16 protein-coding genes are annotated in these 17,243 nt (G+C 42.4%); 8 read left to right on the top strand and 8 right to left on the bottom strand.

Annotation, left to right across the window (positions count from 1 at the left end):
- A partial coding sequence (locus ACYVGR_RS27055; RefSeq protein ID WP_460962697.1) for a hypothetical protein occupies positions 1–303 on the bottom strand: 303 nt, incomplete at its 3' end.
- A 367-nt stretch (positions 304–670) separates the two neighbouring features.
- Between ACYVGR_RS27055 and ACYVGR_RS27060 the strand changes: the two genes are divergently transcribed.
- Together ACYVGR_RS27060 and ACYVGR_RS27065 are read left to right on the top strand one after the other, a co-directional pair.
- Entirely contained in the window at positions 671–1,891 is a 1,221-nt protein-coding gene (locus ACYVGR_RS27060; RefSeq protein ID WP_460962699.1) for an NADP-dependent isocitrate dehydrogenase, read from the top strand.
- Positions 1,892–2,052: 161 nt separating this feature from the next.
- Positions 2,053–2,460 carry a Dabb family protein gene (locus tag ACYVGR_RS27065; protein ID WP_460962701.1) on the top strand — a complete coding sequence of 136 codons (408 nt, stop codon included), beginning with the start codon at positions 2,053–2,055 and terminating at the stop codon, positions 2,458–2,460.
- An 89-nt stretch (positions 2,461–2,549) separates the two neighbouring features.
- Here the strand turns inward: ACYVGR_RS27065 and ACYVGR_RS27070 are convergent, their stop codons facing one another.
- From ACYVGR_RS27070 to ACYVGR_RS27080, 3 genes are all read right to left on the bottom strand, one after another.
- Positions 2,550–3,479, bottom strand: a complete 930-nt coding sequence (locus ACYVGR_RS27070) for a carbon-nitrogen hydrolase family protein (RefSeq protein ID WP_460962702.1) — start codon at positions 3,477–3,479, stop codon at positions 2,550–2,552.
- Between the two features lie 108 nt (positions 3,480–3,587).
- Positions 3,588–4,172: a YcxB family protein gene (locus ACYVGR_RS27075; RefSeq protein ID WP_460962704.1), complete on the bottom strand. Its 585-nt coding sequence runs from the start codon at positions 4,170–4,172 to the stop codon at positions 3,588–3,590.
- Between the two features lie 127 nt (positions 4,173–4,299).
- Positions 4,300–4,704, bottom strand: coding sequence for a DUF4783 domain-containing protein (locus ACYVGR_RS27080; RefSeq protein WP_460962706.1), 405 nt, complete (start codon positions 4,702–4,704; stop codon positions 4,300–4,302).
- 134 nt (positions 4,705–4,838) lie between these two features.
- Here ACYVGR_RS27080 and ACYVGR_RS27085 point away from each other — a divergent pair, with 134 nt between their 5' ends.
- A complete protein-coding gene (locus tag ACYVGR_RS27085) occupies positions 4,839–5,351 on the top strand; it encodes a phosphoribosyltransferase family protein (RefSeq protein WP_460962708.1) in 513 nt (170 codons plus the stop codon).
- Positions 5,352–5,408: 57 nt separating this feature from the next.
- Here the strand turns inward: ACYVGR_RS27085 and ACYVGR_RS27090 are convergent, their stop codons facing one another.
- Positions 5,409–5,585 carry a hypothetical protein gene (locus ACYVGR_RS27090; protein WP_460962710.1) on the bottom strand — a complete coding sequence of 59 codons (177 nt, stop codon included), beginning with the start codon at positions 5,583–5,585 and terminating at the stop codon, positions 5,409–5,411.
- Positions 5,586–5,680: 95 nt separating this feature from the next.
- Positions 5,681–8,689, bottom strand: a complete 3,009-nt coding sequence (locus ACYVGR_RS27095; protein WP_460962732.1) for a DEAD/DEAH box helicase — start codon at positions 8,687–8,689, stop codon at positions 5,681–5,683.
- A 386-nt stretch (positions 8,690–9,075) separates the two neighbouring features.
- On the opposite strand from ACYVGR_RS27095, the gene ACYVGR_RS27100 reads away from it, so the two are divergent.
- A complete protein-coding gene (locus ACYVGR_RS27100; protein WP_460962712.1) occupies positions 9,076–9,567 on the top strand; it encodes a low affinity iron permease family protein in 492 nt (163 codons plus the stop codon).
- A 478-nt stretch (positions 9,568–10,045) separates the two neighbouring features.
- On the top strand, positions 10,046–10,753 hold the full coding sequence (locus tag ACYVGR_RS27105; protein ID WP_460962714.1) for a hypothetical protein: 708 nt from the start codon (positions 10,046–10,048) through the stop codon (positions 10,751–10,753).
- 48 nt (positions 10,754–10,801) lie between these two features.
- On the opposite strand, the gene ACYVGR_RS27110 is transcribed toward ACYVGR_RS27105, so the two are convergent.
- Entirely contained in the window at positions 10,802–11,821 is a 1,020-nt protein-coding gene (locus tag ACYVGR_RS27110) for an acyltransferase family protein (RefSeq protein ID WP_460962716.1), read from the bottom strand.
- 88 nt (positions 11,822–11,909) lie between these two features.
- Entirely contained in the window at positions 11,910–12,299 is a 390-nt protein-coding gene (locus ACYVGR_RS27115) for a hypothetical protein (protein ID WP_460962718.1), read from the bottom strand.
- A gap of 812 nt (positions 12,300–13,111) precedes the next feature.
- Here ACYVGR_RS27115 and ACYVGR_RS27120 point away from each other — a divergent pair.
- From ACYVGR_RS27120 to ACYVGR_RS27130, 3 genes are all read left to right on the top strand, one after another.
- Complete coding sequence (locus ACYVGR_RS27120; protein ID WP_460962720.1) at positions 13,112–14,215, top strand: AAA family ATPase; 1,104 nt, start codon at positions 13,112–13,114, stop codon at positions 14,213–14,215.
- Between the two features lie 21 nt (positions 14,216–14,236).
- Entirely contained in the window at positions 14,237–16,480 is a 2,244-nt protein-coding gene (locus ACYVGR_RS27125) for a S8 family peptidase (RefSeq protein WP_460962722.1), read from the top strand.
- 224 nt (positions 16,481–16,704) lie between these two features.
- A complete protein-coding gene (locus tag ACYVGR_RS27130) occupies positions 16,705–16,875 on the top strand; it encodes a hypothetical protein (RefSeq protein ID WP_460962724.1) in 171 nt (56 codons plus the stop codon).
- The last annotated feature ends 368 nt before the right edge of the window (positions 16,876–17,243 follow it).

The raw sequence follows: 17,243 nt of genomic DNA on the forward strand, positions 1-17,243 counted from the left end.
AATGTATCCATTAATTTGTTCACGCATAAAATAAGTAGTACTGGCCCCTTCTTCGGTCAGGCTAACCGACAGGTGGTTAATTCCATCTGCCTGATAGCTCACAACTTCACCAGCCTTATAAGATTGACTAGATGCACCAGACTTTGTACGAAAGTCAATTAACTGATTACCCCGTTCCCGAATTTCTCCCCTAAGAGTATCACTGTTACGAAGGATAATAGAACCGGGACTGAATGATAGCTGAGAATAGGCATTCGTACAGATACTGATAAACAAAAAGACCTTGATTGTAAGCCGAGTCATAATATGTGTATAAAGGTTGGAAATGGTGGAATCCACTATATAAAGCAAAAAAATACACCAATCAAAAATTAAGTATACTAGACAGTTAAAGTCCAATTATTTCTATAGTGAACGCCAGACCCCATCTAGGTGAAGCTATTTTTCTACAGGCTCCGTTACTATGCATTTGTTAAGATCATTCTCAAAAGGTGAATAAAAACTAATCTGTAAGCAGAATAAATCCGGCAACTTTGATTTGAAAGACGTTCCATCGCTTTACGAGTCTGTTAAGCTGTTTTTCACTACTTTTGCACCGCGTAGATGATTCTGCGCACAGGCCGCCCTGTCAGATTTATGTATCGTTTTCAATCGTTTATAACCAAGTCAAATGGAAAAAATTAAGGTAGCAAATCCGGTTGTCGAACTGGATGGCGACGAAATGACCCGTATCATTTGGAAATTCATTAAAGATAAGCTGATTCTGCCCTACGTTGACGTTGACATTAAGTACTACGATCTAGGTATCGAGTACCGCGATGAAACCAACGACCAGGTAACGATTGATGCGGCCAATGCCATTAAAGAATACGGTGTAGGTATCAAATGTGCTACCATCACACCTGACGAAGACCGGGTTAAAGAGTTCAATCTGAAGCAGATGTGGAAGTCGCCAAACGGCACGATCCGCAATATTCTGGACGGTACTGTTTTCCGTGAGCCGATTGTAATGAGCAACGTACCACGTTTAGTCGTAAACTGGAAAGCGCCAATCATCGTAGGTCGTCATGCGTTCGGTGATCAGTACCGGGCAACAGACTTCCTGGTACCGGGCAAAGGAAAGCTGACGATGAAGTTTGAAGGCGAAGACGGAACTGTACAGGAATATGAAGTATTCAACTTCAAAGGTCCAGGTGTAGCGATGGGTATGTACAACGTCGACGAATCAATCCGTGGCTTTGCTCAGGCTTGTTTTAACATGGCCCTGCAAAAAGGCTGGCCGTTGTACCTCTCGACCAAGAACACGATCCTGAAAAAATACGACGGTCGTTTCAAAGATATTTTCCAGGAAATCTACGAAAACGAGTTCAAAGCAAAAGGCGTTCATTACGAACACCGTTTGATCGACGACATGGTTGCTTCGGCTCTGAAATGGGAAGGCAACTTTGTATGGGCTTGTAAAAACTACGATGGCGACGTTCAGTCGGATACCGTTGCCCAAGGCTTTGGCTCATTGGGTCTGATGACGTCTGTACTGGTTACGCCAGATGGCAACACAATGGAAGCTGAAGCAGCTCACGGTACAGTTACACGTCACTACCGCGAATACCAAAAAGGCAACAAAACGTCTACCAATCCGATTGCTTCGATCTACGCCTGGACTCGTGGTCTGGCTTTCCGTGGCAAACTGGACGGTAACGAGGAATTGATCAATTTCGCCAATGCACTCGAAGCGGTTTGCGTTGAAACCGTTGAAAGTGGTAAAATGACGAAAGATCTAGCCCTTTCGGCCTACCCTGCTGGTACGAAACTGGTGGCAGGTGAGCATTACCTCAACACCGAAGATTTCCTCGAAGCGCTGGATGAAAATCTGAAAGCGAAATTATCCTGAACCAGGATTTAGCTGATTAAACTGATTTTTATGATTTTGTAAATCGACTGTGTTACAATCAAAATCAGCTTAATCAGTTCAATCACAAAAATCCAGGTTCAGACAAAGTGCCGCTCAGTAGGGTGGCACTTTTATTTTCTTTACATCCAAACCCCGTTCTTATGAAACATATTCTTACCCTAGTAGCGTTGACTCTATTATCGGTTACGACCTACGCGCACACACTTAACAGCGATCCGCCTGTAAAAACAATGAAAACAAATTCGGTTCAGCACATTGTGCTATTTAAGTTTAAGCCAGAAACAACGGCTGCCAAAGTGAAAGAGATTGTGGCTGCCTTCGAAGCATTACCCTCGAAAATTAGCCAGATTAAAGGTTTTCAGTGGGGAACAAACAATAGCCCTGAAACCCACGCACATGGGCTGACACACGCCTTTATCTTAACCTTCGATTCAGTAAAAGATCGGGACGATTATTTACCCCATCCTGCTCACAAAGCATTTGGTGGCATTGTTGGCCCCTGGATTGATGAGTTGACGGTTGTTGATTTCACGAACCAGGCGAAATAAGAATAAACCCAGGCTGTAAGCAAAAACGGTAGGTAGGACGTATGCCATATCTCCAAGATATGGCATACGTCCTACCTACCGTTTTTGCGTCAAATTTTCTGTATGGGAGGTTGGTTCGCAACAGTTAACGTGAACACATCATTGCGCGAATAATGCCCTACACAATCGAAATCCAATTTACTTTTCGCCAGTACCGAAAAATCAAGATCAGCTATAAGCAAGCCTTCCTGATTCCAGAGCGGGCCGGCCAGGATTTCGCCCATAGGCGAGATAATGACACTTCCGCCCGCACTCATAATTTCCGGCTCATCAACTAAATCGGCCTGGTAGCGATCGGGATAATCAGATTTTTTGACAAACTGGTTACTGGCTAATACAAAACAGCGGCCCTCTAGCGCAATGTGTTGCATGGTCGATTGCCAGGAATCACGGGCATCGGCGGTTGGAGCTAAGTAGATTTCAATTCCCTGCTGATAAAGGGCTGTACGGGCCAAAGGCATGTAGTTCTCCCAACAGATAAGTCCGCCTATTTTCCCAACTTCGGTATCAAAACTAACCAGGGTGCTACCATCACTTTCACCCCAGATGTAGCGCTCCAGACCAGTGGGTTTCAGTTTCCGATGTTTTCCCAGGAAACGGCCATCCTTTCCAAAGTAAAGTAGTGCGCAATGGAGTGTTCCCCCAATGGGTTCTTTTTCGGTTACTCCCAGCGCGACGAACAAGTTTGCCTTTTTTATAGCTTCCTGTATTCGAATCGTTTGTGCTGACTCTACCTCTAAACTATTGGCCCAGTAATCCAGCCACACACTGCGGCCTTTATCCGTTCGTCGGCCAACGATGGCGTCGAACGTTAGTCCGCGCGGATAGCAGGGAATAAACGATTCTGGAAATAGGAGCAATTGGCAACCTTCTTGAGCCGCTTTTTCAATCCAGTCGATCACAAGATCGACACTCTTCTCTAAATCAAATAGAGCTGGCGTAGCCTGCACCACACCTGCCCGTATATTTTTGAAAGTCATTCGTTTATTCGATTACATAATACCAAAAACCACAAAAAGCACAGAGCGAACCGCATCAACGGCTTATTCTGTGCTTTTTGTGGCCCTATGTTCCCGAAGAGAATAAGTCTACTTTACTGTTTCTGCCGGAACACTACCAGGTAGCAATCCTTTCCGCTTCAGCAGGGCGTCTGTAAACCGCAGATCATTCTCGCTGGTAAATATGTTAAATGGCAGATATAGAAATTGCGCTTTCGATAAACCTTTTGTAACCGTTTTAGCCAGCCAGTTTGCCTTTACGTTAGCCATAGCCTCGGCATTATCCAGAAAAAGAATATACGCTTCTTTGTCTTTTACAACGCTTTCAATCTGACTCCATTTTAAAATGCCGCCTTCTTTGGCATTGATCCGCATCAGGATCTGGCGGCTGTCAATTTCATAAACATACTTCTGAAATAGCGCCTTGCTTTGCTCCATCTGAGCAATACCCGTAATCTGAACAGCCCAGAACAGGACGTACAAAATCGTCAGCAAAACAACCACGATGTAAATCCAATAGTTGGGATAGACTTTCGTCAGGCTCAGAACAACATTCAGCAGAATCAGCGCCAGGGGTACAAATCCCCATTTCCAATTCTCTTTCACCCATTGGCGTAGGGCGATATTGATGTACGTTTTTTGGTCTAATGCGTACTTTTTAGTCTTAACAATCATAGTACCTCTACATGAAAGCGCAAAGATACGGGGGATTTATGATGTATGATGTAGAATGTATGATATATGATATAGTACATACAGCATTTTGTGATACCTCTTACATCATATATCATACATTCCCAGCTTATTCTTTTCTAAAGTGCAGGGCATTAATGGCATAGCCATGATCGGGGGTTTGGCGCATGAGAACGTAAACCGAAAATGTCTGGTCGCCTGTTTCGTAATTTCCGGTACTGTAGCGTAATCGGTCGGATGAACCCCGGTATACAAACTGGAATTTATGCGGAGGATATTTCCGAAAGAAGGAGCGTAAAATCAATTCGGCATGAGTTGCCTGAACTGCCGGAAATTCAACTTTTTCGGCGTCAATAACCAACTCAATCGTTTTGGCAAAACGAGCGGATAACTGGCTGGCATCCCCATTACGTAACGATATACCCACGGTCTGTGTAATATCGGCCTCTGTAGGCGATTTGCCTGGAAGTATCCAGACAAACAGACCAAAAATAAAACTGATAATTGTGTGCATGATTGGTTAAAAAGAGACTATTTGGTACGACTAATGGCGAAAATTGTGCCAACTAACCAACTCTACTAGTTATTTCGCGGACTAGCGTCTTTTTTACCATCTTTGCAACTCTAATTCGCTTTTCAGATTTGTGCATGAATACCGCCCAGCCCACGCTTATCCTCAACAGAGAGCAGATCCATCAGAAAATCAGACGGATAGCCTTTCAGATTTACGAGAATAACTTTGAAGAAACCGCCCTCCTATTGGCAGGTATTTCGGGGGAAGGATACATACTGGCCGAAGCATTGGCACGTGAATTGCGAACAATAGCGCCTTTTTCTGTCGAGTTAATTAAACTCCATTTAAACAAATCGCAGCTGGCCCAACCTGCCGTCAGTTACGATCCCTCTGCCACTGATCTTACTGACAAAACGGTCATCGTTATTGACGATGTACTCTATACGGGCCGGACGCTAGCCTTCAGTCTACAACCTTTTCTGACAGTTCCCATCCGGAAACTACAAGTGGCCGTTTTAATTGATCGCAACCACCCTCGCTATCCAGTGGCTGCCGACTATAAAGGCTATGAATTAAGCACAACCCTAAGCGAACACGTTGATGTTGTGTTAAGCGACGAAGAACGGACGGGGGTGTATTTACGATAAGTCGATAGTCATTGCCGCCAACGTCATTAACTGGCGGCTATTGACTATCGACTATTTTTATGCCTTTGTACCGCGAATCAGGCTGATACCAGCAAAGAAGAAAACTCCGCCTAGAATAAGGTAAACAAACGAAGCTTGGGCCACTCCTCCTTTTGTAAAATCCATACCGCCGTAAATCAGGCCACCCAGGCCAAGCAGTGTCAGAATTATGCCGAATATGCTTTTGACGTTCATACGTTAAGTTAATTAATCGCGAATGATAGATTATCAGACAGATAACTAACATCAACCAATAGTGTCCCGCATAATTCCGGATTTTGTTTTTACGCTTATTCCAGCAACACCATAATATCTTCTCGAGTCAGCGATTTCATGAAGGTTTCTTCCGTCGAAATCAGGCTTCCGGCGAGTTGTTGTTTAGCCCGCTGCAACGACAGAATTTTTTCTTCGACGGTGTTCTTGGCAATAAATTTGTACGTAAACACCGTTTTTTGCTGGCCAATTCGGTGGGCCCTGTCAACAGCCTGGGCTTCAATAGCCGGATTCCACCAAGGGTCGAGAATGAACACATAATCGGCTGCTGTCAAGTTATGTCCCAAGCCGCCTGCTTTTAAGGAAATCAAAAACAGTTTCACCGAATCGTCTTTCTGAAACAGTTCAACCTGGCCCTGTCGGTCAGTGGTCGAACCATCCAGATAAGCGTATTTGATATTTTTTTCTTTCAGATAGTGCTGAACTACATTGAGATGTTTGATAAATTGACTGAACACCAACACCTTATGATTTTCAGTCATGGCACTTTCCAGCCGCATGAGCACATCATCTAACTTGCCTGAGTCGCCTTCGTAATCGGCATCAACCATACGCGGGTGGTTGGCAATCTGCCGAAGTTTGGTCAGGCCCTGCAACACGATCATCTGCGATTTAGCCATACCTTCCTCTTCAATGTGTTCCAGAATCAGGTTCCGATAGTACGATTTTGCTTCTTCATACTGCGTTTCCTGATCGGGCGTCATTTCGCAATAAAGTACGCTTTCTACCTTTTCGGGCAAATCGGTGGCAACCTGCGCTTTATTCCGACGAAGCATAAACGGCTTGATTAGGCTGTATAGCCTTCCCGTCTTCGCATCGTCGTGGCGTTTCTCAATAGGAATCTGAAATTCATTCCGAAAAAACGATTGACTGCCCAGCAGACCCGGATTGATAAACGACATCTGCGACCAAAGATCCAGGGTGCTGTTTTCGAGCGGAGTTCCGGTCAGGATAAGTCGATACGCAGTGTTGAGTTGTCTAACAGCTTTTGTTATGTGGGATGATGGGTTTTTAATCGCCTGCGACTCATCCAGAATAACATAGTTGAATCGATAATTACTCAACAGATCAATATCGATTCTGACAATACCATACGACGTTAAGATCAAATCGTAATCGTCAAATTGGGCTGTGTTCTTATCCCGATACGTGCCCGTATAGACCATAATGCGCAGATCGGGGGTAAACTTACGCGCTTCGAGCTCCCAGTTATACAGCAAAGACGTAGGCATAACCAACAGGCTAGGCTCTAGAATTCCCGCTTCCTTTTGTCCCTGCAACATGGCCAGTGTCATGACTGTTTTTCCCAAACCCATATCATCAGCCAAACACCCACCAAAACGATATTGACGCAGGAAGTTCATCCAATCATAGCCCGCCTGCTGATAGGGCCGTAGCGTGCCGTTAAATTGCTTCGGTAACGGAAAGTGTTCAATCTCTTCAAAATCGCGCAGCCGCTCAAGTTTTCGACTGATTACGGTTGTTGCCAGATTATCGTTCTCCAGTTCCTGTACCAAAGCGAGATGATGCTTTTGTAGCACTAAGCGCTCATCGCCATCATCAATATGTTCCAGAAACCCGAACAGTTCAGAATACTTTGTGAACCAGGCATCGGGAATAACGGCCACTTCGCCGTTAGGCAGCGTGAACTCACGCTTTTTATTCAAAATCAGTTTCCGCAGTTTCAGAAATGGGATTTCAAACTCACCAAATCGCACATTGGCATAGATATCAAACCAGTCGCGGCTTTCCTGAATCGAGACATCGATACTCGAATAGCCTAGAAAATACCGTTTTGTATTTTGCGCGTCTTGCCGGAGTAAAAAGCCCGACTCCTCTAGTTGCCGACCATGATTCGATAACCACGTAAAAGCCTCTAATTTAGGAAGAGCCAATCGCCCATGACGAAGATCTAGCCCCGTATCGCGCAGGAAAGCTAGTTTTTGACGCTCCAGGCGCTGATCCCGGCGAATTTTGTGAAAAATATAGTCATCGTTTTTCTTCTCTAAACTCACATTTGCCGACGGGCCAAAATTGTCGAAACGGAACGTAAAATCGCCGTATTGAAATGCCAGATCAAACATGATTTGCTGACTGTGTTCATCTTCGGGCGTAAGCGTATCCACTTCGTTCGTATCTGTCGGAAACAGTGTTGCGGGCACAGGCCGGTTTGCCTGCACTACTTCCGAGACGGTCAAAACTGGGACAGCAACCATCGCTTCAGACCTAATTTCGAACCCTTTTGGATATACGTCGTAAGAGGCAATTAACTGCGCCACAAAGCGTTCGTAATACTGCTGTTCAAGATTTCGCGGAATAATAATGTGATTTTTATTAAAGAACGGTCTCAGTTTTTTACCATCCACATTTTTGCTAAAATGATAGAGTCGATTTCCAACCATCATATAAGCTGGCTCATCGCAAATCATCAGTGCATCTTTAAACTGAAACTCGACCCGTTCTGTCTCGCTGGTATTATTCCCCTCTCCAGTCCCATTCTGACGTGGCCCAATAGGATAACGAATAATGGGAAAATAATGGGTCGAGTCACTGTTGCGTACAAAGTGAAAATGGACCCTTGCCGGTTCGGGCATCCAGTTGATGGCTTGCCAGGCGGGGTTACCATCGTTGCCCATAATATAAAAAGGCTTGCCAGGAAGCAGACCCATTATCTGGGCCTTTATAGTTTCCAGATATGCGCCAATAGCTTCCTGAATCAGTTTATCCCCTTTTTGCGAATCGTAGATTTTTAGAAAAAAATCTACGGCAGGCAGTTTACGCGTATTAAACTTTTTGACAATAGTATCTTGCTGGATACTATCGATGAGCTTAACCAGTTCAAAATCCCGTTCATCCAGGCCTTTGGCAAATTCACCAACGTTTTGAGTCGATAGTGTCTGATTTTGAAGCGTCAATTCGCCTTTGCTATTCCGTTGTACAACGAAAGCTTCGATCAGATAGCCCAGAAACTCGTGATCCAGCAATGAATACACGATTTGAAACGGTTGCAAAGGCGAAACTTTCATGGAGCACGTGTCCTTCATGACCAATCCGGTTAAGGAGGGGCCGAATGACAGAAAAAGGTGAACAATCGATTAGAAAAAGGGTGGATGAATACGCTAACAAACCAGACAAAAGCAATACAAAAGCATTCATTATGAACAGTTTATATGCTATTCGCATTTATCAACGGTTTCAAATATACGAATCAAAGTAAAATGTACAAGAAGGAATTTAGCAAAAATGATAAACCGTTCTCAGTAAGCTTCGAAAGTTATTATCCGGCTGAAACCAGGTTAATTATAGGGCCCATTACTGTTGGTACAAAAGATTAATGACTTATTAAACTGAGCGTGTTAACCAACTTTATCTGTTGCCATTGGTTCTATCTGTTCACAGTAAGCACAGCTATATGGAAACGCATCAAACAGACTCAGCAACCTCTACCTCAAAAGGTATTTTTGAACGATTCGCATCAGCGGTCACGAAAGCAACCGGCAGCTCAGCCGCTTTTATTATAGCCTTCCTTACCGTTATTATCTGGGCTATAACTGGTCCTATTTTTCATTATTCGGAGACATGGCAGTTAGTGATCAACACGGGGACTACAATTGTTACGTTTCTGATGGTCTTTTTGATTCAAAAAGCGCAAAATAAAGATTCGATGTCTGTCCAGTTGAAGCTCAATGAATTGATAGCCGCCACCAAGGGGGCAAGTAATCGGCTGGTATCAGTCGAGAATCTAACCGAAGAAGAACTTCAGGTTCTCCAAAAGCACTATCAAACAATGGCCGAAATAACCAAACAAGCCTCCGACCTACGCCAATCCCACTCGGTAGAAGAAGCCATCAAGGATTCGGCCGAGAAATTAGAAGAAGACTTAGGAACTGGGCATACATTATGAGCGTAAAAAAAAGTGTTTCCTTATCTATAGTTATTCGTTGGCATATATAACTGAAAATCAATATATTGCGCTCACAATAATGACTCCACAAAGACTCATTATTCAAAATAATATTAACACGTATTTCAATAACATATAAATTAGTAAACTACCTACCGAACTGAACTTGTAATGAACTCTACTATCAATAAAAGGCATCTCGTTGATGCCCGGCTATTTACTGCTATTCTGGCAAACAAGAATTACATCTCCTCCGTAATTCATCGTACGTTTTGCCCTCCTACTAATTACTAGGTATTAGCGGCAGCTTACTAAAGCTCATAGGGTTGTAATCTGTCTATCCCTACCTACGAGTACATCAGAATAATATCTGGTCTCTTTTAACGGCCTCTCTTATGCTTCATTCTTCACCTATTCTTGAGGATGGCAAAGAGCGACTGCCTAGCTAAATACCTCTTTTTAATAACACCCACCACCAATGAAAAAATACAAACAATACGGCGCTATTCCCGAGCGATTCATTCATCCTGATTCATTTCTATCTCGACAATCTCCTTACCCCGACTATACAATTAAAGACCCTTACCAACGTGCTCGTGACTATTACTTAAAACGCCGATCCTACGAACGAGGTCTGGAGTCCCTAAGTAACGATATGTGGATACCTATCGATCAAATCTGTAAAGTCAGAGGCAAACAGCGCTGGCAGGTTTTTCGTAATATTGAAACAGGTACCGAACAGGATCCAACTTTAATATTAGCCCATCTGGCAAGACAGTCTATTTATTCAACCCTGGTGCGCTTCCAGTTTGAAACCGATTTGCTGTTGTTGCAGATCGATGAGAGTTTCCCGATTGAAGCCAAAATAAAGCAACTCGACACACAAGCTCCCTCATCCCAATTCTGGTATCACTTGCCTATTCCAGCAGCAGCTCAGGTTAAAAGCCGGATTCAGACGCTCAAAAACCATCTGGATGTTTTGGCGGCCGATCAACCTAACGGACAATCGAATCTGAGGGTCAATTTAAGTGAAGATCAATTAGATTGGATTGACCCTAGTAAGCGACTTAAGTTGCTAGTTTACGAGGAAGTTTATATCAAAAATTTTGCTCAGGTGCAAACGCTTATAACAACCTACAAGCAAACTAAAACGGATGAGAATAAGGATTGGCTACGTCTGGCTTAATAGTCGATTTATAACTTGCGGCAATTAAAGAATTAAAGAGTAACTATCTTAAACCTTATTTTCTCCTAACAAAATAAGGTTTAAGATAGTTACTCTTTTTACTATCAAAACAAAAGCTACACAGACAATAAATACTAAAAAACTTAATACAACTTTCGAAGGAAAGTTGTAAATTATTTTCATATTAAATTTATCAAAAAAAGACTCCATAAACTCTAAAAACACAACATGGCTTAGATATATGCCATAGCTTGTTACGCTAAGCGTTTTTATCCATGCGGGCAATTGAATTGCTGGCATATTGATTCCAATAAGTAGCAGCCCCAAGCCACCAATTGGTAAATCACTGATAACGTTTGTAAGTACGGGCAATTCAAGGTGGGTTATTTTAGAGGTCGCTATACTAATGAAGATAATCCCTACTATAATCCCCATCCATTTCTTTATTGATGCCTTAGGTGCTGGGTTTAAATAGAAAGCGGCTATTATATAAACTAAAAAATGAGATAAAGAAGTAACCCCATAATAATTATGAATATAGCCCCAGTACAGATAGACAATCGAAAAAATTAATAGGTACAAGCCAATTGAGCGATTAATTCTAGTAACGAGCAAAAAAATACCTAGTACACTAAATTGCATAATTATTAACTCGGGCAAATAATACATTTGTTCGCTACTCTCTCCATACAAAAATGCCCGAACTAGTAAGTTTATTGTAAATTTAGTACTACTCCCTGTAATCAGATATTTTGCCGTCCTGAGCCCTAAGTAGATAACTGTCCAGGTTAAAAATGGTATACCGATTCTCTTCCAAATTTTACCAATAATGGTCTTGACACTTATAGTAACATCAAGGCTTTGGACAAAGTAAACTAATGACGTGGTGAAAAAGAATGGCACGCATAATTTCAAGAAAAAAAACGAAACATTTTCTGCAGTGTTACTCTCCGTATGGACATGGATAAATATCACACCAAAAGCGGCTATTATTCTTATTAAGTCAATAATTGAATTTCGAGAATCTTGTTTAGGCTTTGATGATAGGGTGTGGAGAGTACTTTTCATAGAATTAACAATTCTATTTATGTAGTTTTTCTATTTATTAGGCGTTGATAACGCAGGAAATAATCTTTACCCATCCTTCATTTAAAATCTAGCGAGAGGTCTTTATTGACCAAAAGGCAGCAGCCATCATTAAACCAGCCAAAGCACCCAAAGCGCCCCAGCCAATATCCGCCCAACTAAAATAACGAGTAGCTATTAACAGTTGTCCTGCTTCAGCCACAATCACAACCCCAACCAACGCTACCCATCCTAACGCCCACCAGTAAACAGGTCGGGAGTGACCCGGTAAAAAACCAGTCAATAGGCCTAAAAATACAAAAGGGACAGCCGTTCGGAGGTCCTCATTTTCGTGCGAGTCAGTCCAATTAGCTAACCAGTTGGGAATAAACCAGACAAACTTTAAGTCTTTATGAGGTTCCCAGCTTAAATAGAATACTAGAAAAACACCTACTAGTATAAGTAAATATACAATTCGCATACTATATAGATAACAATATACTTAATTAACAATATCTATATTAACTAAAAGCAAACATGACGCTAAAAAGTAGTCTATCAAAGCGAAGAAGGATAAAAACACAAAATTCAGCGAGTATCTGAGGTGTGTCAGGAGACTATACGCAAACTCAATCGTTTGGATTTCGGGGCACTCCTCTGACTGTAAGAAGGTGTGGGGCTGCTGTCGCAGAATGGATCAAAACGGAACTGCCGAAACTTACTGGATAAACTAAAAATAAAAAGCCTCTAACGAGCCAAACAGCTAATTAGAGGCTTACTAAGTACCAGGAGCGGGTACAAAATATTGCCTTAATCAATTGTCTATCAGTGACTTATTAAGATATAGTAACAAATAGGAAACAAAATTTACAGGCCTATTAATTAATTTATTCAGCGGAGGATTATTCAACAAGGTTATTGGCTACTTGGTTTTGTCAGAGCCGGGCGGATGGTTCCCTCGGCTTATTGGGTCGGGGGAATGTTACCTCCGGCCCTTTTTATGTTGCCAAGAGGCAAATAGTTCAATATCCACAGCGTTAGTATACAATATTGGCAATTAAAATAACTAATTCTATTCTGTAGATGTTGTCTTCCCCATGTAAAAGGTTAGCCAATAAAGCTTTAAATAAATATTAATGGACTTGATGCTTTCATTGCCCTACATAACATGGAAGAGCTAGCAAATTTTATAACAAAAAATCTCCCATTTATATTGCTTATATATCACGATTTACTACATTTTTGGAAGACTCAACAGATTAATTACAGGAATTCTTCCGCATTAAATTCATTATGCAGCCAAAGAACAATGATATAAGTAACGACTTTTTACAGTTAGCGCGAATTGCTCTTACTGGTAGACAGCAAGATATTCAACTGATCATTCACCGAGCCTCCAAGAGGCTTAAATCATCGTACCCTGAACTAACAGATGCTCTAATCAAACTTCTGCAGGAGTCTCCAACCCGAGCCACTCCTCTTCGTAAGCAGGCCGAATCAGCATTACCAGTAGATGTAGATTCTCGCCTGCAACTTCTCAGAGTTGAGAAAGAGCAGCTTGAATACGATCCCGTATTGCCTGAGGCAATACAAAAACTTTTAGATCAAACGATATCTGAACGGAGCAACACCTCTGCATTACTGAAACATGGCTTGCAGCCAACCAAATCACTGCTATTAACTGGCCCCCCTGGTGTAGGAAAAACCTTAGCCGCTAAATGGATTGCATCCAAACTTGATAAGCCATTGCTTATTCTGGATCTAACTGCCGTTATGAGTAGCTACTTGGGACGCACTGGCAACAACATAAGGTTTGTCCTCGATTATGCAAAAAATACAGATTGTGTACTGCTGATCGATGAGTTGGATGCTATTGCAAAGCGCCGGGATGATAATAGCGAAATTGGAGAGTTAAAGCGGCTTGTTACAGTGCTGTTGCAGGAAATTGATGACTGGCCTTCTTCGGGATTGCTTATTGCAGCTACAAATCACCCTGATCTACTGGATCCGGCAATTTGGAGACGGTTCGAAATCGTTTTAGAATTTAGTAATCCCTCACAACCATTAATAGAACAACAAGTCAATGTCCTGTTGAAAGACCATCTAATTAATCATCAAGCTTGGTCAAAAATTTTATCATACATCTTCGTTGGCAACTCATTCAGCGAAATAGAACGACAACTCTCTCTGGTCAGAAAATCTGCGGCAATTGATGACCACCCCTTAGAAGACAAACTGAAAGACTTAGTATCTAACGGTACTTTTTTAAGTAAAGATCAAAAATTAGAAATCGCTCGTAATCTGATACAGCATGGAATAATGTCTCAAAGGCAAGCACATGAATTAACGGGATTAGCTCGTGAAACGATTCGAAAAAGCATGAGTCCAAAGAAATAAGAATAATAAACCTCCACACCAATGGCAAAAAGAAATTTTCTTCTCGGAAAAGGAGAGCGATTAACGGAACAGATTCGGATTCCATCTGGGCCGGTAACTAAAGCCGCTCCATATACGTTTGCTGAAGCTAAAGCTCGTCTACAACCTATGCTGGATAAAGTTGTTGAAGGGATTAAACAACTACCTGATGATGCCTGTCCTGATGATTATGCAATTGCCACTATCACTCTGAACCCAGAGTACATAGCCAAGACGTACCATCCTTCGGAGTTATTACGTACAGTTGGCCTTGATGCTGTTGGAAGCAGGTCACGTAAGATACTTCCTGAAAAGCGTAGCAAATCAAGACAACCACAAGAGTCAGTCACGACTGAACTTTTCGTACGTGGTAAGCGAAATGTATTCAGTAAGTGGGCAAGTGAGCTACCTGAGTGGGTTGAAGAAGGTTACGGCTCAATTCAGATTATTCAAATTGAGGAGATCGCTTTCCCAACGCCCGCTAATAAAATAAAAGAAATCAAAAGTCAAAAGCCTCAAACGGTTTATGAGGTGGTTCTTCATTCAAATGAGGAAAATTCTGAAGGTGGTATCCTGAATAAGTTTCGTAGTTATCTACTTAATCATGAATTAGATGGAAACTTTCAAAGGAGATTTTACGCTGGAGGGCTCTGCTTTTTAGAGCTTGAAGCACCAACTCAGGCTGCCATCGATATAGCTCAGTTTAGCTTAGTTCGAGTAGTTAGGGAAATGCCCACTCTACGACTGCTTAGGCCAACCATTCGATCTGCAGGCACTGAAAATAGTGTACGGATTAAACTACCAGATACTGGTCCAGTCGATCCTACGGTTAAGGTGGCTATTTTTGATGGTGGCATTCCGAAGAATCACCCTATTTGTAAGTGGGCAAATTCCTACGAAGCGCCGGGGCTGGGACCGGCCACACCAGACTTATATGAACACGGTGTAGGAGTAACATTAGCCTTTTTGTTCGGACATATTGACCCCAAAGCGCCACTTAATAAACCCTATGCCAACGTCGATCATTACCGAGTACTTGATAACGTACCTGGTGAAAACTACTACGAATTGTACGAAGTGTTGGATCGAATTACGAATGTATTAAAACAGAAAAATTACGATTTTGTGAATCTAAGTTTAGGTCCTCGCTTACCTATCGAAGATGACGAGATACATGCTTGGACTGCCGTTTTAGATGAACACTTATCAGATGGAACTACGCTTTTAACCGTTGCCGTTGGCAATGACGGAGAGGGCGATGCACAAGAGAATTTAAACCGCGTTCAAGTTCCTTCGGACTGTGTCAATGCTTTGAGCATAGGCGCTTGTGATGTACCTGACAAAAATTGGCAAAGAGCGTCATATAGTTCGGTTGGTCCAGGCCGTAGCCCTGGCCTAATTAAACCGGATTTAGTTGATTTTGGAGGTTCACTCCAACGACCCTTTCTTGTTCTTGATGCAGGCAATGGATTCAAATTAGCACCAACAGGCGGTACAAGCTTTTCATCGCCAAGTGTACTAAGGCTAGGTGCTGGTATACGTGCGCATTTCGGCAATTCACTATCTGAACTTGCTATCAGGACCTTACTCATCCATTCTGCAGAGAATGCTCCTATTTCTAAAACAGAAATTGGTTGGGGTAGAGTCGCTCGTAGCCTTGATGATATTACTGTCTGCGAAGATCATTTGATGAGGGTTGTGTTTCAAGGACGGCTTACTGCTTCAAAGTTCATTCGGGCTCCTATACCACTTCCCAGTGGTGATCTACAAGGAATGATTAAAATCAAAGCCACTTTGTGCTACGCTACAAATGTTGACCCTCACCACTCTGGCAACTATACGCGAAGCGGCATTGATATCACCTTTAGGCCAAGCAAAACCACCAAACGAAAAGTAGCAGAAGGAGAGGTGGAGCCGCTTCATGCACAGACTAAACCTTTCTTTAGCAAATCACAAAAAGCATATCAGACAGAAGAAGAGTTGAGACGAGATGCTTGGAAGTGGGAGAATTGTCTGCATGCGGAAAACCAATTCCGAGGAACTTCGTTAAACGAACCTGTCTTTGACATTCACTACAACGCTAGATTAGAAGGTCACAACGATACAAGAACGCAGGAAATTCAATACGCACTTGTAATCACAGTTGAAGCAACTCGTATTGGGGATTTGTATAATCAAGTTGTTAGAAAGTACGCTACTCAATTAGAACAACTGCAACCGGTAATTGACATTCCAATAAAGGTTTAATGATATTGGCTACGGCCAAAAGAAAACCGAAGCGGCTGGAGCCAACTTCGGTGTGCTTTGGGAAACTCGAAATCCATTGCAGCGGAGGAGCAAGCCAATTAGCTTGCGTGAGATTCACAAAGTGCAAAGATAACAGCTCAGTAATGACTTTGTTATCGGCTTCTTGGGCTGGCGTTGGCTGCCTCAGTATGAAATAGGCCATCAATCCTAATAAGCTAAACATCATGGCAAAAAATGGAGAACCGGGTAACGGCCGTATCGGTGCCGTTCGTGAACGCTCACAAACGTTCAACCCGACCACGGAGCAATGGGTCAAACGCGATACGAACACCGGTCGTTTCATGGACGTGAAACAGGACGGCACCCCGTTTAAGGGAGTTCGTAAAGAACGTTAGTCCTTCTATAAGAATGATAGTTCAGTAGAACTATCATTCTTATCTTAATTCCTCCAAATGAATAGTTAACAGCTCTTAGGTTAACATACACCGTCAAATTAAAGTAGAGTGATTCGATGCGAAGGCCCCGAACGGCTTTGGCTTACTCTCTTGTTCTATTTACGGCTAAGCCATCAGTATCAAGAAAATATTTTCTAAATCAGAGAAAGATGTTCACAATAGGCAGATCCAGATTTAAAGGTTGGGAAAGTTTTGCGGAGGAGCGTTACAGTGATATAGCAGAAGAAATTAAGCGTCAGAAAAAAGATTGATATGGTCCTAAAAATCCGGACACGAAACTTTTTTAACTTCGTGTACCATGAACCAAT

The organism is Spirosoma litoris (assembly GCF_054776755.1).